This is a genomic window from Acinetobacter piscicola (assembly GCF_002233755.1).
Classification (GTDB): Bacteria; Pseudomonadota; Gammaproteobacteria; order Pseudomonadales; family Moraxellaceae; genus Acinetobacter; species Acinetobacter piscicola.
Genome location: NZ_KZ268705.1, coordinates 194,945 through 216,960 on the forward strand (window position 1 = coordinate 194,945; position 22,016 = coordinate 216,960).

Consider the following 22,016-nt stretch of genomic DNA (forward strand, 5'->3'; position numbering starts at 1 on the left):
TTTAAAAAGATTACGCTTTAGAGATTCGTTTTACTTTTAAAAGTGTAAGGTTCATTATGGCGTCATCATCTACTACAGCTACATCCGAAGTTCAGACAAACTCTAAGACTCGTGTACTTTTTGCGAGCCTTGTCGGAACAACAATCGAATTTTTTGATTTTTATATCTACGCGACAGCTGCTGTTCTTATTTTTCCACATTTGTTCTTTCCTGCAAGTACAGATCCAACTACAGCAATTATCCAGTCTTTAGCAACATTTGCGATTGCCTTTATTGCACGTCCAATTGGTGCAGCAATCTTTGGTCACTTAGGTGATCGTATCGGACGGAAAGCAACCCTCGTTGCTGCATTGTTAACCATGGGTGTTTCAACAGTCTGTATTGGTTTTCTTCCAACATATGCACAAATTGGTATCGTAGCACCATTGCTTCTAGCACTTTGTCGTTTAGGGCAAGGTTTAGGACTTGGCGGTGAATGGTCTGGTGCAGTATTACTTGCTACAGAAAACGCACCTGAAGGTAAGCGTGCTTGGTATGGTATGTTCCCTCAACTGGGTGCGCCGATTGGCTTTATTTTAGCAACAGGTTCATTTTTAACACTTGGCGCATTTATGTCTGAACAAGACTTTATGCAATGGGGTTGGCGTATTCCATTCCTAGCAAGTGCGGCATTAGTGATTGTGGGTCTATGGATTCGTTTAAAACTCCATGAAACACCAGCATTCCAAAAAGTTTTAGATAAACAAAAAGAAGTGAATTTTCCTTTTAAAGAAGTGGTAACTAAACACTATAAAATGTTGTTTTTAGGCACAATTGCAGCGGTATGTACATTCGTAGTGTTCTATCTGACCACCGTATTTGCACTCAATTGGGGTACGACTAAACTCGGTTATAGTCGTGCAGAATTCCTTGAAATGCAGCTTGTCGCTACACTTTGTTTTGCTGCTTTTATTCCGCTTTCTGCTGTATTAGCAGAGAAATTTGGACGCAGAACAACATCAATTGGTGTATGTATTGCATCTGCACTTTTCGGTCTAGTCTTTGCAAGTATGCTTGAATCAGGTAGCACAATCATTGTCTTCTTATTTTTGTGTTTAGGTTTGGGCCTAATGGGAATGACTTATGGGCCAATTGGCACGGTATTGTCTGAAATATTCCCAACATCTGTGCGTTATACAGGCTCAGCATTGACCTTTAACTTGGCTGGTATTTTAGGCGCATCATTTGCACCATTGATTGCAACTAAACTTGCAACAGCTTATGGCCTACAAGCTGTCGGTTATTATCTAACAGCGGCATCTATTCTTTCACTGCTTGCTTTTTTAGCCATTCGTGAAACAAAAAATGATGATGTAAATAACCAAGTTTAATCCTCTACCTCACCCTAAAGTAGATGATCGAAAGCCTGCAAGATTGCAGGCTTTTTATATGCTTCAATCTATTTCAAAACTAAAAATTTAAAATGTAGGCTCACTGACAATTTCAATCAGTTGATTGCTAAAAGGCTGTGTAAAAGATAAATAACTCGCATGCAATGCCATCCGCGTTAAATCAGTTTTAAACGGTTCAGGGTGGTAAAGCTTATCTCGGAGAATGGGATGCCCAATATATTGCATGTGTACACGTAGTTGATGTGACCGCCCTGTTATTGGCGTGAGTAAAACTCGGCTCATATCCTTTGTTGCATCATAACTTAAGCATTCAAATAAAGTCTGAGCTGGCTTACCCAAATCAAAATGTACAATCTGTCGTGGGCGATTTTCCCAATCAGTAATTAATGGAACATCGACCTGACCATTGACTGCAATCTGACCTTGTACCAAAGCAATATAATTTTTCTTAATCGTACGTGCCTGAAACATTTTACTCGCAGCGACTTCAGCTTCACGATGTTTTGCGAATAATAAAATACCTGACGTCGCCATATCCAAACGATGGGTAATCTTGGCATTTGGATAAAGTGCCAATACACGAAAATAAGCACTGTCATGGTGTTCAGCTAAACGCCCCGGAACTGAAAGCAAACCCGCAGGTTTATTGATAGCAATAAAATCATCATCTTCAAAAATAATATCTAAGGGTTCTAAAGGTGGCTGATATACAAAACCATCATCTATCGGCATATGAGTCGTGCTATGAGAAGAATTGCCGAAAAATAACAACTGACTGAAATGCTGTCAAGCTGATAGATAATATTAATTTTAAAATCAGTTACTTAATAAGACACACCTCTACTAAAAGTAGTGATCTAATCTTTTATTCAGGTTCAGAGACCACAAATATTCACAATATTTTCTATGCTTTTAATATGCTGCCCCTTCTTAATTTGATATGCATCCAAGTGTTCAGGTTTAAATTTCCCTGTTTCTACCAAGTACCAGTCTAAACTTGCATTCTTTGCACCTTGAATATCACTTGTTACATCATCACCGACGACAATCACTTCATTCCTATTCAAACCCATTGAAGCAACAGCACTCTCAAACATTTCAGGCGCTGGCTTTCCAGTTACTATAGCTTTCTGCCCACTCGCATATTCTAAAGCGATCGTAAATGCACCACTGTCTAGCCAAGTTTGTCTATCTCTAAAGAAATATGGATTACGATGAAAAGTAATTAACTGAGCACCACCCTTTATATAATTAAAAACTCGATTCAATACCTCATAATCAAATTCTTCATCTAAATCACCTAAGACAACAAAAGCTGGATTAACTCGCGTCTGTTTTACCTCTAAAAACTGAGACTGTAGATTATAAGGAATCGCTAAAAAGCCAGCATGATCATGGTAAGTTTGTTGAATAAAACGCAAACATGCTGTTACCGAGGTAATAATCTCATGGCTTTTTATATCAAAACCTAATTCATTGAGTTTAGAGCTAAGTTGCTCGGAAGTTCTTCCCGTCGTATTGGTCACAAAACGCAATACAACACCTGCATTACGTAAAATAGAAATTGTGTTAACTGCTCCTGAAATTGCTTGATCATTGAGAATCAATGTTCCATCAATATCAAAAATGATGCCTTTTATCTTACTATTTCCATTCATAGAGCAAAGCTCCTATTGATAAATATAAATGCCATGTAAATACTTCTTTAAATTCATTTCATGCACTATAAGTTGATAATTATCAATACAAATATTTATTGTTATTTAAAAATACTAAGAAATTAAAAACTCCAATCCCCTAAAGCATTGAAGTTTTTATACTTGATTAATTTGATTTTTAATCAAATAGCTAAGCCTGAATATTCAGTACCAATTGACGCTTTTTCACCTGCTGTCCCACTTGCCCAATGATCTCATCAACTACACCATCCACATCCGACTTAATTTGTTGTTGAATCTTCATTGCTTCTAGAATCAGTAAAGTTTGCCCCTTAGTCACTGTATCACCTGCATTGACAAGAATATTGATAATCGCACCATCCATCGGTGCGCGAATCTTCCCATCACCTGCAACATCAGCAGTTTCAGGTGCTGCATAGGTTGTATTTTCAATGCTTAGATTACCATTCATCGCATCCAAATATAGACGATTACCATCCAACGCATAATGAATAGAACGGCGTATTCCATTCATTTCATAAACCAATTGGTCTGCCGTATTTTGCAAAATAGTGAGCTGTTGAGCCTGCCCACAAACTTCAACAGTAACAATTTGCTCAGCTCGTTTAGCCGCAATTTGAATGTGTTGATCATCTATTTTTAGTTTTAAAGGTAATGATAATGCGATACCTGTATTCCAACTACTATTACTCGATGCATTGGTGAATAAAGCTGCTGCAACCGCAAGATATTCTAAACTGGCGGCTTGTTTATGCAGACTCGGATCTGTTTGAAAATGCTCTTGAATAAATGCAGTATTGGTATCCCCTGCAACGATAATTGGATGCTTGAGTAAATTCACCAAGAATTGCTTATTACTATTTAGTCCCAATAAAACACAATCATCTACAGCACGAGCCAATAGACGAATTGCATCCTGACGAGTCTTGCCGTAGGCAATCACTTTAGCCACCATAGGGTCGTAAAAAGGACTAATTTCATCCTGTGCTAATAAACCATGATCTATACGAACATGCTCTAGCTCAACAGCTTGCCATTGTAAAACCTTACCTGTTTGTGGCAAAAAGTCTTGACGAGGATCTTCTGCATACAAACGCACTTCTATTGCATGACCATTCAAAGTGAGTTCCGATTGTTTTAAGGGTAATACTTCACCATTGGCAACTCTTAACTGCCATTCAACCAGATCTAATCCAGTAATTAACTCGGTTACAGGGTGTTCAACTTGCAAACGAGTATTCATTTCCAAGAAATAAAACTCACCTGATTGGTCTAATAAGAATTCAACTGTTCCTGCCCCGACATAGGCACAAGATTTTGCTGCAGCAACTGCAGCTTCACCCATCTGTTGACGTAGACTTTCCGTCATCACAGGACACGGTGCTTCTTCAACGACTTTTTGATGACGGCGTTGAATCGAACAATCACGCTCAAATAGATAAACGTAATTGCCATGCGTATCGCCAAAAACTTGGATTTCGACATGACGTGGTGCAATCACCGCTTTTTCTAAAATCAGTTCACCTGAACCAAATGCATTTTCAGCTTCAGAACGTGCTGTTTTTAATGACTCAACAATTTCAGTAGCTTGATGAACTAGACGCATACCGCGTCCACCGCCACCTGCGGAAGCTTTCACCATTAAGGGATAACCAATTTTATCCGCTTGCTGTGCCAAGTAATCTATGTCTTGTTGCTCACCTTCATAACCGGGTATGCAAGGCACACCTGCCTGAATCATGGCAATTTTAGATAAGCGCTTACTGCCCATTAACTCGATGGCTAATGCAGGTGGGCCAATAAAGGTTATGGCATTTTCAGCACAAGCTGCTGCAAAATCGGTATTTTCAGAAAGGAAGCCATAACCGGGATGGACAGCATCCGCCCCTGTTTTTTTACATGCTTCAATAATATTCTGAATCGATAAATAAGACTCCGATACTTTTGAAGCTCCGATATATACTGCTTCATCTGCAACTTGCACATGACGTGCATGACGGTCTGCATCTGAATAAACAGCAACTGTTTGGTAGCCCATTGCTTTTGCTGTTTTCATCACACGAACAGCAATTTCACCACGGTTTGCAACTAAAACTTTTGAGAATTTCATGTTTTTCCCTATTTTAAAATTCCCTTAAATCCCCTTTGTTATGGGGGCATTTCTTCTTTCAGTGAAGGATTTAGGGGATTAATTATTCCAACTTGGTAAACGTTTCTGAATAAAGGCTGTTGTCCCTTCTACGCCTTCCTCACTACCGACTGCATTGGCAAACTGCTGTGCTGCATCATCCAAAAGGCTATTTAAAGGTTCATTTAAAGTTCTGTGTAATAAGGCTTTTGTGACACGCGAAGCATGCGGTGCAGCTCGTTTGATCTGTTGAATGGTATCTTCCAATAACGTATTCAGCGCGTCTTGATCATCAACAACTTCATGTACTACACCCATTTTAAGTGCGGTCTCTCCTTCAAAACGACTTCCCAATAGTGCCAAACGACGAGCTTGAGTCAAACCAATACGTTTCACGACAAAGGGGGCAATTTGCGCAGGAATCACACCTAAGCCCGTTTCAGGTAAACCAAATTTTGCATCTGCACGACTTATTGCAATATCCGATACACAAGCCAAGCCAAAACCACCACCCAATACAGCACCTTCAAGAATGGCAACCACAGTTTGAGGTGCTTGATCGACTTGTTCAATCATGTAGCCAAACTGACGATTAAAATCAACATAGGGTTGATTTGTGCCAACACTCAATGCCTCACCACGCAACTGCGCCATGTCTTTGATATCCCCACCTGCACAGAAATGCCCACCTTTGCCACGTAGGATCACCCCACGAATCGACATGTCATTTTCAATACTTTTGAATACCTGCCGAATCGCTTTGACCATATTCAAACTCATCGCATTTCGGCTTTCAGGTCGATTCAACCAAAGCGTTAAAATGCTACCTTGCTGTTCAAGCTCAATACTGTCGTCAAATTGTTGAGTCGTCAGTGATTGTGAAAGTGTCATATTCAAACTCCACTTAATTGCGCTTTGATGGAAGGATATCCATCAACTTGCAAATAATGCCCAACATGATTTCGTCAGCACCACCACCAATTGAGCCTAAACGACCATCACGATAAAGCTGAGAAGCAGGGTTATCCCACATAAAACCATTACCGCCCCAATACTGAAGACAACTGTCTGCAACTTCACGGGTTAAACGCCCTGCTTTGAGTTTTGCCATTGAAGCGAGTTCAGTCGCATTACCACCTTCAAGATGAATTTCACATGCGCTATAAGTCAAAGCACGTAAAGCTTCTACTTCTGTCATCAACTCAGCAAAGCGGAAATGTACATATTGATTATTGATGAGCGGTTGCCCAAAAGTTGTCCGCTCTTTAGTGTATTGAATAGTTTTTTGAATCACATTTTCCAAACCACCAATAGCATTGGCTGCAGCCCACATACGTTCTTCTTGGAATTGCATCATTTGCATCATAAAACCCATGCCTTCTGCACCAACCAAATTACGCTGTGGCACACGAACATTATCAAAATAAACCTCAGCCGTGATCGTCGAACGCATACCTAACTTATTTAAAGGTTCTGAAAATGAAATACCTTTGGTTTTTGCAGGAACAATAATCATGGATTTATTGACATGTGGCTTATCATCAGAAGTATTTGCCAATAAGCAAAAAAAGTCAGCTTGTAATGAATTGGTGATCCACATCTTACTACCGTTAATCACATAATCATCGCCATCTTTTTTAGCTGTGGTTTTGATTGCAGCAACATCTGAACCTGCATGAACTTCTGAAACAGCAATTGACGCTACATATTCCCCTGCAATTGCAGGTGTTAAAAACTCATCACGTAATTCTTTACTACCAAAACGAGCCAATGCAGGGGTTGCCATATCCGTTTGCACACCAATTGCCAAAGGCACACCACCACATGCAGCACGTCCTAACTCTTCTGCAACCACAAGATTGTAGGAATAATCTAAAGCCAAACCGCCATTTTCTTCAGGTTTACAAATGCCGAGCAATCCTAAATCTGCCATCTTTTTAAATACTTCATGGATCGGAAATCGTCCTGCTGCTTCCCATTCAGGAATAAAAGGATCTAATTCTGTTGTAACAAACTGGCGAGTGGTGCGGCGTAATGCTTCATGTTCTGATGTAAATTTCATTGTTTTTTCCTTAAAATTTTAATTGATCCCCCCTCACCCATCCCTCTCCCCAAGGAGAGGGTATTTCTTCTACCTTTTCAAAGACTGGGTGAACTGTGGCTAACAGTGCAAGGGAGTTTTCTTAAAGCCTCGACACCCCAAATCGAATTGGATTAAGCTCACGATGTTCTGCTTCATAAATTGTTTCTAGCAAGAAAATCAGAACTTTACGTGTATCACGTGGATCTATAATTCCATCATCATGTAACATCGCCGTATTAAATAAAGCTGTAGAATGTTGCTCTAATTTTGCAGTGGTGCTTTGTTCTAAGAAATCAAGCATCTGCTCATTCGGTTCCATACCCGAAGCTTTTTGTTTTCCTTCAGCAACGATACGTAAAACTTTACCTGCCTGAGCTGAGCCCATTACTGCCACATGCGAATTTGGCCATGCAAAAATAAACTGTGGTGATAATGGACGCCCACACATGGCGTAGTTGCCTGCACCATAAGAACCTGCGACTACAATCGATATTTTAGGAACGGTGGTATTGGCAACGGCTTGAATGAGTTTTGAACCATGTTTGATAATGCCGTTTTGTTCAGCATCTGTTCCAACCATAAAACCTGTGGTGTTATGTAGGAATAATAAAGGACGCTGAGTCTGCTCACACAGATGAATAAACTGTGCAGCTTTGGTCGCACCTTGCGGTGTGATCGGCCCATTGTTGGTAATAATTCCAATATGTAAGCCACCAATCTTTGCCCAACCACACACGGTTAATGCATCATATTCTTGCTTGACTTCAAAAAAATCAGAATCATCCACTATACGTGCAATGACTTCTTTCATATCAAAAGGTTGCTTAGGGCTTTCAGGAATAACACCTAATAACTCTTCGGCAGAATAACGTGGTTCTTTATAGGTTAAATTTGATTGCTGAGTCTGTTCTTTCCAATTCAGATGCTCAAAAACGTCACGTGCGATACGAATACCATCTGCATCATTTTCCGCTAAAAATTCTGCTGTGCCCGCAACTTGAGCATGCATTTCTGCACCACCTAACTCTTCTGCAGTCGCCACTTCACCTGTTGCCGCTAAAAGTAAAGGTGGCCCTGCCAGCAACATTTCTGTTTGCTTACGCACAGCAATCACATAATCCGATAAACCCGGTTGATATGCCCCACCCGCTGTTGCATTACCATGGACCACAGACACTTGAGGTAATCCTGTTGCTGACATTCGTGCCTGATTGGCGAAGGTCATACCGCCATAAGTAAACACTTCAGCAGCATAATTTAAATTTGCCCCACCACTTTCAGTGAGCGTCAGCATAGGTAATTTTTGTTCAAAAGCAATTTTTTGTAAGCGTAAAGTTTTCTGTACGCCCATCGGTGACATCGTTCCACCTTTGATAGCACTATTACTTGCCGAAACTATGCAGCGCACACCACTGACAAAACCCATTCCAGCGATGATTCCACCGCCTGCATCTGAGCCATCTTTATCGTCATGCATCGCATAACCGACTAAACCGCAAAGCTCGACAAAAGGTGAATCGGCATCTAAAGCCAAACGTACGCGTTCATGCGGTAAAATTTTGCCTTTCTTGTCAAATTTAGGTTTCGCTGCATAAGACTTTTCAATATTTTTATTTTGAACTGCTCTCACTTCTGCAATTTGTGCCAGTAAAGCATCGCGATTCTGTTGATATTGCTCACTTCCTACTGCAATTTCGGACTGGAGAATAGTCATGCGTTTTCTCCTGCATTTTGGTTATTCATTTGATTGTTCAATTGTTGTTTGAGTACATCTGGAATAAAAGCTCGGTGGAATCCATTAAATGACTCGCTATTATTTGCATCAGCCAATGGATACATACGTGTCCCTAGAGAGGCTGCGCCATCAATACGAATGGTCATTCCTGAAATAAATCCTGCTGCTTCGGACAGTAAATAACAAATCGCTGATGAAATTTCAGACTCCGTTCCCATACGCTTTAGTGGCACATTCCCTGCCAAGCTCGGAATGATGAATTTTGCAAAATCACCTGTGTAATTATCCATACCCGATGAAATTACCCATCCCGGCGCAACACAATTTACTCGAACACCTGAACGCCCCCATTCCACCGCAGCTGTTTTGGTTAAATTATCCACACCTGAACGTGCCGCACCTGAATGTCCCATACCCGGCATTCCTCCCCACATGTCAGCAGCCATATTGACAATACTGCCACCATGTTTTGCCATCCATTGGTTATAAGCCTCTTTCATCAAATAGAAAGTAGAATGCAAGTTATTTCGCACCACTGCATCAAAGCCGTTGGCAGAAATTCCTTCTAAATTAGATGGAAATTGCCCGCCAGCATTGTTAACCAAACCATCCAAACGACCAAACTTTGTAATGACTTCAGCAATCATGTCTTGAACTTGTTGTTCTTCACGGTTATCACAGACAATGAAATGAACTTTGCCATGATCTTCTGTAATTTCTCTGCTGACATTTTCTAATTTTTCAATTTTACGTCCTGTAATCACCACTTGTGCGCCCAACGCTGCCAGCTCATGAGCGGTACAACGTCCGATCCCTGAGCCTCCACCTGTCACGATGATGACTTTATCTTTAAAAGCATCTGGTCTAAATATTGAGTGATATTGCATTTTTATTTCCAAATTGTTTTCTTTAATTTCCATAGTTCCCTCTCCTTCAAGGAGAGGGTTAAGGGAGGTTCATTTCATAAATACTTTTAATAAATTCCCTCATCCCCCACCCTTTCCCAAAGGAAGAAAATGCCTTTATTTCACCAAACCCGTTGGTACTTTCACAGGCATATCCAACAGTTGCTGTGCAAAAGCTTTACCCTGTGGATCAATTCGTAAACTGGCAATACCACCTCCCCCTAACGCATTTTCCAACAAGAAATTCAACGCATTAAAACCTTCTATTTCATATCGAATTACTTGGCTGGTTTCAGGGTTCAAGAGATGTTGCATATATTTTGCGACATTTTGCTCTGTCAAATTGGCACGAATCCACGGTAAATATTCAGCTTTACGTGCAATCACACCGATATTGCTATGGTTGCCTTTATCACCGCTTCGAGCATGGGCTATTTCAATCAATGGAACTTCGATTTCTTGACCTGTAAATTGAGCAACCTCACCTGTCGTATGTTGATGCAAGGATTGATCTGAAGAACCTTGCGGAATTGCAACTTTTCGACGTTGACCGTTAATGTCTATTTCCACATCAAGTTTTGATTTATCAACCAAGAAAGAGAACAATTTAACGACTGGCGAAGCTTTAGGACGGCCTCCAACTATACCTGCCAACGCAGGTGCCATGCCTGTTGAAGCTTGTGCAATTTCAGAAGCAAAAAACATACATGCTTCTTTAAGCACATGCTTTACGGCAATTTTGACTACAACTTCACGACTTTGTGTATGAATTGCATTTGCACCATAAGTACTTTCAATACCGAGAATTTCTACAGATTTTTCTGAAAATGCTGGAACTGATCGTAATGCTAAAACACGTTCACATTTGGTTAAAATCGCATCGGCAATCACTTGTCCTTTTTCAGGTGCTTCACGTCCAGCAATTAAAAAACTGACTAGAACACGATAACCATCTGGATAAGTGGCGCTGACTTTGTATTGCTGTGTCGGTGCACGCCCTTTTGCACCTGTCACGAGAACTCGATCTTCTGTAATCTGTTGTAGTTTGACTTGACTAAAATCAGCGGTCACATCGGGCAATAGATACGTTTGAGGATCACCAATTTCATATACGATCTGCTCTGCAATCGTAGCTGTAGATACCAGACCTCCCGTAGCTTGTGGTTTTGTGACAATAAATGAAGCATCTGCTTTCACTTCTACAATCGGGAAGCCCATATTGTCAAAGCCTTGAACCAATCTCCAATCGGTAAAATTTCCACCCGTACATTGCGCACCACATTCAATGATATGTCCTGCTAAAGAACCTTGAGCCAATTTATCGTAGTCATCAATAGCCCATTGATATTCATGCAGTAATGGTGCAAGTACTACAGCTGAATCAACCACACGACCTGTAATCACAATATCTGCCCCTTGGTCTAAGGCATCACGAATCGGAATCGCACCAAGATAGGCATTGCAACTGGCTAGATGTGTTGGAAAATCTTCACCACTAAACATTTCTTTGATGTTTTGCTTTTGTAATTCAGCTTGTTGGGTTAATAAATCGTCGCCCAAGACCACCGCGATTTTTAAATCTAAACCTTGTGCCTCAATGACTTTTTGTAATGCATCACGGCATGCCAATGGATTTACCCCACCTGCATTACTAATCACTTTAATTTTTTTATCACTGATCTTTTTGAGTAATGGCGTCATCACACGACTGACAAAATCCAAGGCATAACCATGATTTGGATCAGTCATCATGGCTTTGGCCATAATCGACATGGTGATTTCTGAAAGATAATCAAAAACTAAATAGTCAATATCAGATAAATGTACCAACTGAAATGCGGCCGTATTGGTGTCCCCCCAAAAACCCGAGGCACATCCAATTTTAACTATTCGCTGATCTTCCATTTTCGCACCTATCTTCTTTTCATTGTTCTGAATAAAATTTATACTTTAATCTACCAAGCAAGCGCTTGGTTTGTAAAGTGCAAAATGTTATGCTGAATTGGCAAATGTGTTAAATCTAATTTCAAACAAAAAATAAATGATGAGTTTTATGGAAAACCCTACGCTATGATTGCTCGTTCAATTGATGATATCCAAGCCATTGCCTGTTTCGATGACAGCCCGAAAGGACGTTTGTTATTGGGTGCGGCTTATCTGTTTCATAAGCAAGGTTATGCCAAAACCACCGTCCGTGAATTAGCAAATTTTATTGGAATTCAATCAGGTAGCCTATTTCATCATTTTAAAAGTAAAGATGACATTCTCGCCAATGTCATGGAACAAACTATTATTTATAACCATGCTCGCCTACTCGATGCGATTCAAAAGTCAGATGATCCTGAACAACAGTTAAAACATTTAATCAAAGCTGAATTGATTTCAATTAGTGGTGATACAGGTTCTGCCATGGCTGTTTTAGTCCATGAATGGTTTGCACTTTCCACAGAAAAACAAGAAGAGCTGTTAAAGCTGCGCAATGATTATGAAAACATTTGGTTGGCTGTGATTCAAAAGTTGTGTGATGTTAAAAAGATTCAGCATGATGCTTTTATCTGGCGACGTTTATTGGGTGGTTCAATTTCATGGACAGTCACATGGTATAAACCCAATGGCAAAGTCAGTGTTGATGAACTTACCGATATGATATGGGAAATGGCTTTGAAATGAGCATTGTCTACTTACGAAAACCTCAAGATTCTGACCTTATCGAAGTTGAAAGCGCTTATAAAAATAGTGAATCTTTACATCAACCTTGGACTTATCCACCGTATAATTTTCAAAATTATTTACAGCAAGAAGGACGCTATTTTCTTTGCTTTACAGCAACACATCAAATCATTGGCACGTTTAATATTTCCAATATTGTCAGAGGACATTTTCATTCCGCATATTTAGGCTATGAGGTTTTCTCTCCTTATCAAGCACATGGTTATATGCGTTTGGGTCTAAATCTACTATTACATGAAGCATTTCATGTTCTAAATTTACATCGTCTTGAAGCGAATATTCAGCCTGAAAATCTTGCATCTATTCGCTTGATTGCGGGAGCCGATTTCGTGAAGGAAGGTTTTTCTAAACAATACTTAAATATAGGTGGTGAATGGAAAGATCATGAACGTTGGGCGATTATTAATGAGGATTGGCGTGTACTTTGATAGCAATTTTTATATTTCAAATCTCTGTATATATTCATAAGCAGGTATATTTCGATCATTTTATTTCATGAAATAAAAAAATTAAAGCTGATAGAATAATTCACAATAAAAAATTTATATTCTTTTAAATACATGCACATAAAAATCTTCAAAATAGCGTTCAACTTGCGACACAGCTTAACGCTCACCCTCCTATTTATATTTTCCTTTAAATCAAAAACTGCTAATCTCTTGTAACGCAAATAATTCTAAATAAATATGAACCCAGTACAACATGCCCATATTTCAGTCAAACGCCGAGGTGGCGAACTTGAAGACTATATTGACATCCATGCTTTAATCGACAGTACCAAGATGCTTTGTACTGATAATCGTCACCGTATTCTGCATACTTTTTGGGGTGTTCAGGAAGTTATTATTCCTATTTTTGGACATTATTTTGAAAATAGCGCTGGTCAAAGTATCGAGGTCAAAGACCTGTGTGAAAAAGATCATTTACTGGTCGATTTTCACCATCGCTTTATTCCGACCTTAGGCGATTTTGTAGCAGCGATGCAAGATATTCCTACAGATGGGTTAGCAAAAAGATTAGAAAAATTCCACTGCGATGTTATTGATGACCCTAAAATATCTGCAACCCTGCTTTCACCATTAGCCGTGACAGGACAATTAAAATCATTATTGATTACTCATAACAGTTGGTTTATCAATACCATTTTGCCCATGATGGGCAAAAGTGAAGCTAAATTTATCGACTTTGATATTAGCCCCGATTTTTTCTTTAATCCAATGCGTTTCGAACTTTGGATGGACAATGGTATGGCTGTGCCACCGAGTGCAGCTAAATTACAAGACTTAAAAATTAAAATTGCTTAATTCAAGGGGAATATTATGAGCAATATCCAATACGTTCTTCGTCAAAATGACTTTGCTTACAATGATGAATGGCATCTTACCAACCATGTTTCAACTGGCGCAATCAAGGAAATATACACAGACAAGACCGAAGCTGAAAAGGCATACAAAGCATTGGTCGTTAAAGGCCTATATTATGATGAACTCTGCAATTATGATATTGGTAATGGTGAAGCAGATGACGAAGTCTATGAAAAGCTTGAGGCTTTTATTTTAGAAAAAACTGGAGAAACTTTTAACATAGACGATGGAGAAATTCCCAAACTTAACGAAGATGATGCCTTCAAATTTGCCAAACTTTCAGGGATCGTGTGGTATCAGTTACTCGAAGTTGATGCAAGTCAACCCTGTTATGTTCTTTGGGTTCACTCAGAAGAAAGCTATTTCACTGGATACGAAACTGGCAGCATCATTTCTAGTCAAGATGAGAACTTTAACGATGTTTCATGGGAATCCAATATCTATGCTATGGATGATGAGTTCGAAGCACTGATGAATAAATCACTTTCCGAGTTAAGTGATAGCCCTCGTTTACTTAAAGAGTTTATCGAACAAACACCTGATATTCGTTACGATGTTGAACAAGATAGTATTGTAGGAATCGCTTTAGATAGTATAGAATTTATTCAATTAAAAGCATTAAATGCCTTTTTGAAACAACCTATTTTTGAAGTTCGTCAAATCTCTTTGGAAGAATTGGCTGAACTAGAATAAACCACAAAATAATAAAAAGTGCGGGGGCGAACTGCACTTTTTATTATTCATCAGACAGTTAATACCCCAACTGCTTACTAATTAAATCCTTCATGATTTCTTCAGCACCACCACCAATCATATTGACTTTGACTTCACGATAAATACGCTCAGACTTGGTGCCGCGCATAAAACCCATACCACCTAAAGTCTGTACAGCCGCATCGGCACAGAACTGCATGGTCTGTGTAGCAACATTCTTAGCCATACAAATTTGCGCAATTAAATCACTACCTTGTAATTCAGCTTGCCCCATTCGATAAGCTGTATCTTCCAACAATGCACGTGTTGAAGTCAGACGAGTCGCCATATCTACTAATTTATGCCGTACTACCTGATGATCAACTAAGCGTTTTCCAAATGTTTTACGCTCTTTCGACCATTCTAAAGCCTCTTGATAACAGACCAATGCATAACCATAAGCCATGGACGCTAACCAAAAGCGCTCCATATTAAAATTTTTCATGATGACTTTAAAACCAGAGTTTTCTTCACCTAGCAGATTTTCTACAGGGACTTTTACGTGGTCAAAATGCAGATGCGCTGTGTCCGATGCCCACCATCCCATCTTTTTCAAAGAAGATTTAGTAATCCCCTCGCTATGTGCATCGACCAATAACATCGAAATACCATTTGCACCTCTAATTTCGGGATTAGTACGCACTGCAACCGTGTAATAATCCGCCCGCATTCCTGAAGTAATAAAAGTTTTTTCACCACTTACTAAATAGTAATCACCATCTCGGATGGCTTTCGTCTGCAAGGCAGCAACGTCAGAACCACCACTCGGTTCAGTAATGGCTAACGCTGAAATTTTTTCTCCTGAAATAATTTGCGGCATCACTTGGTCTCGAATGTGTGGTTGAGCAAAATGATGAATGGGTGGCGTCCCAATCGTATGAATCATCAATGAAATATGTACACCGCCTGAGCCTGCTTTTGCAGTCTCTACAGCAGCTAAAAACACATGAAAAGCATCGGCATCTGAAATGCCACCATGTTCATCATCAAAACCTAAACCCAGTAACCCAATATCCGCCGCTTTTCGATACAGTTCTCGTGGAAATGTTCCAGCCTCATCCCATTCATTCACAAAGGGAGAAATTTCTTTTTCAACAAACTTCTTCACACTATCCGCAAATGCACGATGCTCCGCAGTGTAGTAAATCGGGTTATTTAAATGATCCATATTTTGTTATTCCCTATTTTTCCTATCGTTTGTTCTTTAAAAATCTAGCTTTTATTCACAGTGACGCTGAATTAAAACATTAATAGCCCAATTGACGACTTGCAAGATCTTTCATAATTTCTTCTGCACCACCACCGATCATATTGACTTTAACATCTCGATAAATCCGTTCAGACTTGGTTCCACGCATAAAGCCCATACCACCTAAAGTCTGCACTGCAGCATCTGCACAAAATTGCATGGTTTGTGTTGCGACATTTTTCAACATACAGATTTGTGCAATCATTTCATTGCCTTGCATTTCAGGTTTGCCTAGACGATAAGCAGTGTCTTCCAGTAATGCCCTTGTCGTAGTTAAGCGTGTTGCCATCTCTACTAATTTATGTCGCACGACTTGATGATCGACTAAACGTTTCCCAAAAGTTTTTCGCTCTTTTGCCCATTCCAAAGCTTCTTCATAACACGTTAATGCAAAGCCATAACTACTCGCAGCTAAGAAAAAGCGCTCCATATTGAAATTATTCATAATCACAAGAAAGCCCATATTCTCTGCACCCAACAGATTTTTTGCAGGAACACGTACTTCATCAAAATGTAAATGTGCCGTATCCGAAGCCCACCAGCCCATCTTGTCCAATTTACTTTTTGTGATCCCTTGACTATGTGCATCGACCAATAGCATGGAAATACCATTCGGGCCTTTCGCATCAGGATCTGTACGGACAGCAACGGTGTAATAATCTGCACGCATACCAGATGTGATAAAGGTCTTTTCTCCACTGATAATGTAGTCATCGCCATCACGTATCGCTTTAGTTTTTAATGCTGCAACATCTGAACCACCACTCGGTTCAGTGATTGCCAAGGCAGAAATTTTGTCACCTGCTAAAATTTGGCTCAATACCATTTCTTTAATTTCAGGTGATGCGAAGTGATTAATGGGGGGTGCGCCAATAGAATGCGAAAGTAATGAAGCGCATAAACCACCTGATCCAGTTTTCGCCAATTCGATTGAAGATAAAAGTATATGGAATGCGTCCGTGTCAGCAATACCACCATAATTTTCATCAAAACCAATACCTAATAACCCAATTTCAGCTGCCTTTTTATATAATTCTTTTGGAAAAGTTTCTGCTTCTTCCCATTCATTCACATATGGCATTAATTCTTTTTGAACAAATTTTCGTATTGAATCAGCAAATGCAATATGTTGATCTGTATAATAAATTGGGTTAGGTATCATTTATATTTGTATTCCTGCTTTATTTTTCAAAGCTTATACTGACAGATTTTAAGTATTTTCAAGTTGCAAAAATGATCAATTTACATTGAAAATCATGACACTTTCCGCCAAATACAGCTTGATAAAATTTTAATAGTTTACTTAAAATCAGTTACAATCAGCGCTTATTTGATCTAAATTTTATTTTCTAAATGATGGCCAACCTAACTCAATTTTTATCACGTTTTAACGCAGCAACGATTCAACGTAGTATGAGTTATGTCAAAAAAATTGATTTAACAACTTTAGAAATTCACCTCAAAAGTGACTATCTTTTTATCAGTGCAGAAATTGAAGGCACTGATTTTTACGAAACAGTCATTCAATTTCACCTTTCAAAAAATAAAATTACAGATACTGAATGTAGTTGCCCTGTGGGCTATAACTGCAAACATGCTGCCGCACTGGCTCGATATTTTTATGATCATCAACATGAAAAGCCATTTAGACAGTACTTAAATCTTAATCAAACGACAACAAACAGTACTCAACAATTAGATTCCATCACCACAATATCTTCAACACCTCAATTTTCTACAACGTCAAGCAGTCCAACGCATCACACGGCTAAAACTTGGCTCAATCAATTTCGACAACAGCTTGCGCAAATTAAATCATCAAATACGATATCCAATCATCAATTGATCTATCTTTTTCAGCCTAAAAAAAATTCAGCTAAATTACAACTCAGTGTATATAAGGTTCGTCGTAATAAAGATGGACAAATTCGTGATACCACACCATATACCAGTTATGACAATGTGTTGAATGGTCGTTTAAAAGTAAGTAATGAAGAAAAGAAAATCTTTAATCATTTGTACTTTTTTGCCAAATTAAATTTTAACAATCCTCATTATTATCCTTCTGCATGGGACATTTCAGGAATTTATCAAGAGCAATTAAAAACAGCGATTGCCAGTGGGGATTGTTATAGTTTAAATGTTTCACAATCTGCTTTGTCATGGTCAGATGAAAACTATCGAATTGAATTTAATTGGCAAATGCGCCCGGAACAACAAACTGAAAAATTAAAAGCTCAATTTTTTGATCAATATAATCAAAAGCTTGATGCTGAACATTCTAAGCAAATTTATATTATTCATTCTCATCCACTGAGCTATTTAGATACCTTAAGAAATCAGATTGGCGTACTGGAATCTTCCTATTCTAGTGAAATGATTGAAGAATTGTTGAATATGCCACAAATGCCTGTTGAGCTTCTGGCTGAATTTGAGCAAGTCATTCAACCTTATTCAATTTTTGAAGATTTACCTCAAGCTCAATCTGCCCAAAATATAGAAATAATCAAGGGGCAACCTTTAGCCATTTTGCATTTTGGTACATTTCCACAATATGATCGTCTAGGTCAAATGCATCACTATGCGATGGCTGAAATAGAGTTTGAATACCCAACAGGACGTATAAAAGCTGGATTTCCAGATGAAAATTTTATCACCTTTTTTAATAAGCAAACTGTCAGACAGCAACGCGATTTAAATGCAGAAAAAGCTCAAATTGAGCACTTAAAGAATGCAGTTCCATCATTACAATGGATCAAACAAATTAACAAAAACAAACGTCCTGCATTTGATGATATCACTGAAAATTCAGTCGTTTGTGCAAATCCAACAGATTGGATTAACCAACTCCTCCCAGACAATCAAATAGAAAAAATAGGGTGGAAAGTTGAACATACTTCCAACAGTTTGTTTAATTTAACAGTTGCTCAAAATCTTGAATTTTCATTGTTTGAATCAGATGAAAAACCAGACTGGTTTAATGTCGGTGCAACCATTCAAGATATGCAGGGTCAGACCTATAATTTAATTGAACTCTTAGGCAATCTTGTTGCCCGTATGCCGATCATTTTAGAACCTGAATTCCTTGAACAATTAGATGAAAATGGTTATTTCACAGTAGATTTAGGTCTCAACCATCCACAACTTGCGTTAAAAGTTCAAGATATCAAACCTATTTTTATCTACTTAAAAGAAATCTTACAACATCCTGAAACTGCTGGATTTGATCGTTATGATGCTGTGCAGTTTTTCGACTTACAACATCATTTAGGTATGCCATGGCAAAGCAATGATCGCCTCAAACAATTTGCTGAAAAATTACAACAAGGTTATCAAAATCAAATTCCAACACCACAGGGCTTCCAAGGTGAGCTGCGCCCATATCAACAACAAGGCTTAGCATGGTTACAATTTTTACGTGAAACTGAGCATGGTGGGATTCTCGCCGATGATATGGGACTAGGTAAAACAGCTCAAACATTGGCACATCTACTTATTGAAAAACAAGCAGGACGTTTAGAACAATGTCCTGCCTTGATTATTGCGCCAACATCACTTATGCAAAATTGGCGTAAAGAAGCAGAGAAATTTACTCCAGAATTAAACGTTTTGGTTTTACAAGGCCATGATCGATTAGAACATTTTCAAGAGATTAAAAATGCCGATGTTATTCTCAGCACTTACCCACTGTTAGGTCGTGACGAAAAGTACTTACTTGCTTATGAATATCATTTACTTATTTTGGATGAAGCGCAGAATATTAAAAATCCAAATGCCAAAGCATCACAAGTAGCACGTCAAATAAAGGCAAAACATCGATTATGTTTAACAGGTACACCAATGGAAAACCATCTAGGTGAACTGTGGTCTCTATTTCATTTCTTAATGCCCGGATTTCTGTATAGTCAGGAAACTTTTAATAAGAAATATCGTAATCCGATTGAAAAACATGCCAATATTACTTTAAAAAACAAACTCATTTCTCGAATTAAACCCTTTATGTTACGTCGTTTAAAAACAGAAGTTGCCAAAGAACTTCCTGAGAAAACAACGATTGAAGTCAATATCGATATGAACGCTCAACAGTCTAAACTCTATGAAGCTGTACGAGCAACGATGCAAAAGAATATTCGTGAAATTATTGCAGCTAAAGGTTTTCACCGCAGTCAAATTCAAATTTTGAGTGCTTTACTTAAACTGCGTCAGGTATGTTGTCATCCAAGCCTTTTACAACTTGAACATACCAAAAACCAAAATATTGAATCAGCAAAATTAGATTATTTATTGGAAATGATACAAGATATGGTTGAAGAAGGTCGTAAGATTTTGATTTTTTCACAATTTACGACCATGTTACAACTGATTGAAGATCATTTAAAAACACTAAAAATTAAACATGTTAAGTTGACTGGACAAACTAGAAAACGTGATGAGGTCATTACTGCTTTTCAAACTGGTGATATTCCTGTTTTCTTAATCAGCCTAAAAGCAGGTGGTGTAGGTCTAAACCTTACTGCTGCTGATACAGTGATTCATTACGATCCATGGTGGAATCCTGCCGCTGAGGATCAAGCCTCTGATCGAGCTTGGCGAATTGGTCAAGACAAACCAGTATTTGTGTATAAATTAATTACTAATCAAAGTATTGAAGAAAAAATCTTAGTTCTGCAAAAAAATAAGGCTAATCTAGCAAAATCGATACTCAGTATTGACCATGAAAATGAAGTAAAACTTTCTGAAGATGATGTAATGAGTTTATTGGATTAAACTCAAATGGGCAAAGACAACCATGTGATTTTAGTTTAACTCCTTTTTTATCAATTAATTACAATAAATTAATTTAACATCCGAGTTCGATGACTTTATTTCGCCCTTCTTCTTTAGCTCTATAAAGTTGCTTATCAATGATTTCAATAAAATACTCAGAATTATCACCTAGTTTGGGGAGAACAGATCCGACACCCAAACTAGCCGTTAAAAAAGTAGATGAAGCATCATGCTTAATTGAGGTTGTAGCAATACGCAAACGTATACGTTCAGCAATCACCTTTGCATCTATCTGAGAAGTTGCAGGTAATATAATAATAAATTCTTCACCGCCTAATCGTGCCACTAAATCTCTAGAACGTACTTCAGATTTTAATATTTGTGCAATTTTCCTTAATGCAACATCGCCTGCATTATGACCATAGCTATCGTTATATTTTTTAAAAAAATCAATATCAACCAAAATTGCAGAAATTTGAGTTTGATTGCGAATGGCAATATCCCACTCAGATTCTAGAAAAACATTGTATGAGCGTCTGTTTGCAATTTCTGTCAATGTATCTTGATAAGATAAGGCTTCTAATTCTTTTTGTAACCTCAATAATTCTTCTTCATTTTTCTTACGTTCGTTGATATCAAACATAAAACCAACTAACGTTTCTGTCACACCATTATCATCACGAATGACATGTACGACATCACGTATCCAAACATAATGACCATCCATCGTTAAAGCTCGATAATCCATTTCATGATCAACACCATCCTTTGATTGTGAAATACAGAAACCTACAACCTTTTCCCTATCATCTGGATGGATACGCTCAGCCCAATCATTTGCACTCGTCCAACTATCAGTAGACCAACCCAATAACGCTTGGATTTGTGGGCCAATATAGGTAAATTGCATTGTCGCCCAATCAATTCGCCAAGGAATTGCTTTTGTTGATTCTAAAAGTGTTTTATAAAATGTATCATTAATTTTTAATGTACTTTTTAAAGCATCCTGCTTTCGATCACTCATGTTTATCCCTTTGGACTTTTGATATATAGCTAGCTAGGTTAATCAAAATTTAGATATGCAAAATTATTAAACTTTTCAATAAAACTATTTAATTAGATTAAATAACTAGACAATCAAGGCAATATATAAAATTGTATTTAACAAGTAAAGATAAACTAGAGAATGAAATAAACAAACGAGCATAAAAAACACCCTCTGCTATTGCAGA

17 protein-coding genes are annotated in these 22,016 nt (G+C 38.3%); 6 read left to right on the plus strand and 11 right to left on the minus strand.

Annotated elements, in window-relative coordinates; translation table 11 throughout:
* Positions 1-56: 56 nt before the first annotated feature.
* Positions 57-1,370, plus strand: coding sequence for an MFS transporter (locus tag CDA10_RS02505; protein ID WP_089603935.1), 1,314 nt, complete (start codon positions 57-59; stop codon positions 1,368-1,370).
* An 87-nt stretch (positions 1,371-1,457) separates the two neighbouring features.
* On the opposite strand, the gene CDA10_RS02510 is transcribed toward CDA10_RS02505, so the two are convergent.
* From CDA10_RS02510 to CDA10_RS02545, 8 genes are all read right to left on the minus strand, one after another.
* Entirely contained in the window at positions 1,458-2,123 is a 666-nt protein-coding gene (locus CDA10_RS02510) for an RluA family pseudouridine synthase (protein WP_089603936.1), read from the minus strand.
* Positions 2,124-2,266: 143 nt separating this feature from the next.
* A complete protein-coding gene (locus tag CDA10_RS02515) occupies positions 2,267-3,049 on the minus strand; it encodes an HAD-IIA family hydrolase (RefSeq protein ID WP_089603937.1) in 783 nt (260 codons plus the stop codon).
* Positions 3,050-3,239: 190 nt separating this feature from the next.
* Positions 3,240-5,180, minus strand: coding sequence for an acetyl/propionyl/methylcrotonyl-CoA carboxylase subunit alpha (locus CDA10_RS02520; RefSeq protein ID WP_089603938.1), 1,941 nt, complete (start codon positions 5,178-5,180; stop codon positions 3,240-3,242).
* Between the two features lie 78 nt (positions 5,181-5,258).
* On the minus strand, positions 5,259-6,089 hold the full coding sequence (locus CDA10_RS02525) for an enoyl-CoA hydratase/isomerase family protein (protein ID WP_089603939.1): 831 nt from the start codon (positions 6,087-6,089) through the stop codon (positions 5,259-5,261).
* A 13-nt stretch (positions 6,090-6,102) separates the two neighbouring features.
* Positions 6,103-7,260: an acyl-CoA dehydrogenase family protein gene (locus CDA10_RS02530; protein WP_089603940.1), complete on the minus strand. Its 1,158-nt coding sequence runs from the start codon at positions 7,258-7,260 to the stop codon at positions 6,103-6,105.
* Between the two features lie 121 nt (positions 7,261-7,381).
* On the minus strand, positions 7,382-8,995 hold the full coding sequence (locus CDA10_RS02535; RefSeq protein ID WP_089603941.1) for an acyl-CoA carboxylase subunit beta: 1,614 nt from the start codon (positions 8,993-8,995) through the stop codon (positions 7,382-7,384).
* Entirely contained in the window at positions 8,992-9,903 is a 912-nt protein-coding gene (locus CDA10_RS02540; protein WP_089603961.1) for an SDR family oxidoreductase, read from the minus strand. Before CDA10_RS02540 ends, CDA10_RS02535 begins: the two co-directional genes overlap by 4 nt.
* A 135-nt stretch (positions 9,904-10,038) precedes the next feature.
* Complete coding sequence (locus CDA10_RS02545; RefSeq protein ID WP_089603942.1) at positions 10,039-11,826, minus strand: acyclic terpene utilization AtuA family protein; 1,788 nt, start codon at positions 11,824-11,826, stop codon at positions 10,039-10,041.
* A gap of 165 nt (positions 11,827-11,991) precedes the next feature.
* Between CDA10_RS02545 and CDA10_RS02550 the strand changes: the two genes are divergently transcribed.
* The 4 genes from CDA10_RS02550 to CDA10_RS02565 all read left to right on the plus strand — a co-directional run bounded on the left by CDA10_RS02550 (position 11,992) and on the right by CDA10_RS02565 (position 14,708).
* Positions 11,992-12,591, plus strand: coding sequence for a TetR/AcrR family transcriptional regulator (locus tag CDA10_RS02550; protein WP_089603943.1), 600 nt, complete (start codon positions 11,992-11,994; stop codon positions 12,589-12,591).
* Entirely contained in the window at positions 12,588-13,079 is a 492-nt protein-coding gene (locus CDA10_RS02555) for a GNAT family N-acetyltransferase (protein ID WP_089603962.1), read from the plus strand. The genes CDA10_RS02550 and CDA10_RS02555 overlap by 4 nt, the downstream gene beginning before the upstream one ends.
* A 258-nt stretch (positions 13,080-13,337) precedes the next feature.
* Positions 13,338-13,955: a DUF6915 family protein gene (locus tag CDA10_RS02560; protein ID WP_089603944.1), complete on the plus strand. Its 618-nt coding sequence runs from the start codon at positions 13,338-13,340 to the stop codon at positions 13,953-13,955.
* A 15-nt stretch (positions 13,956-13,970) separates the two neighbouring features.
* Entirely contained in the window at positions 13,971-14,708 is a 738-nt protein-coding gene (locus tag CDA10_RS02565; RefSeq protein WP_089603945.1) for a hypothetical protein, read from the plus strand.
* Positions 14,709-14,766: 58 nt separating this feature from the next.
* On the opposite strand, the gene CDA10_RS02570 is transcribed toward CDA10_RS02565, so the two are convergent.
* Together CDA10_RS02570 and CDA10_RS02575 are read right to left on the minus strand one after the other, a co-directional pair.
* Entirely contained in the window at positions 14,767-15,936 is a 1,170-nt protein-coding gene (locus CDA10_RS02570) for an acyl-CoA dehydrogenase family protein (RefSeq protein ID WP_089603946.1), read from the minus strand.
* A gap of 79 nt (positions 15,937-16,015) precedes the next feature.
* Positions 16,016-17,179, minus strand: coding sequence for an acyl-CoA dehydrogenase family protein (locus CDA10_RS02575; protein ID WP_089603947.1), 1,164 nt, complete (start codon positions 17,177-17,179; stop codon positions 16,016-16,018).
* Between the two features lie 194 nt (positions 17,180-17,373).
* Between CDA10_RS02575 and CDA10_RS02580 the strand changes: the two genes are divergently transcribed.
* A complete protein-coding gene (locus tag CDA10_RS02580; protein ID WP_089603948.1) occupies positions 17,374-20,784 on the plus strand; it encodes a DEAD/DEAH box helicase in 3,411 nt (1,136 codons plus the stop codon).
* A gap of 73 nt (positions 20,785-20,857) precedes the next feature.
* On the opposite strand, the gene CDA10_RS02585 is transcribed toward CDA10_RS02580, so the two are convergent.
* Positions 20,858-21,808 carry a GGDEF domain-containing protein gene (locus tag CDA10_RS02585; protein ID WP_089603949.1) on the minus strand — a complete coding sequence of 317 codons (951 nt, stop codon included), beginning with the start codon at positions 21,806-21,808 and terminating at the stop codon, positions 20,858-20,860.
* Positions 21,809-22,016: the final 208 nt, after the last annotated feature.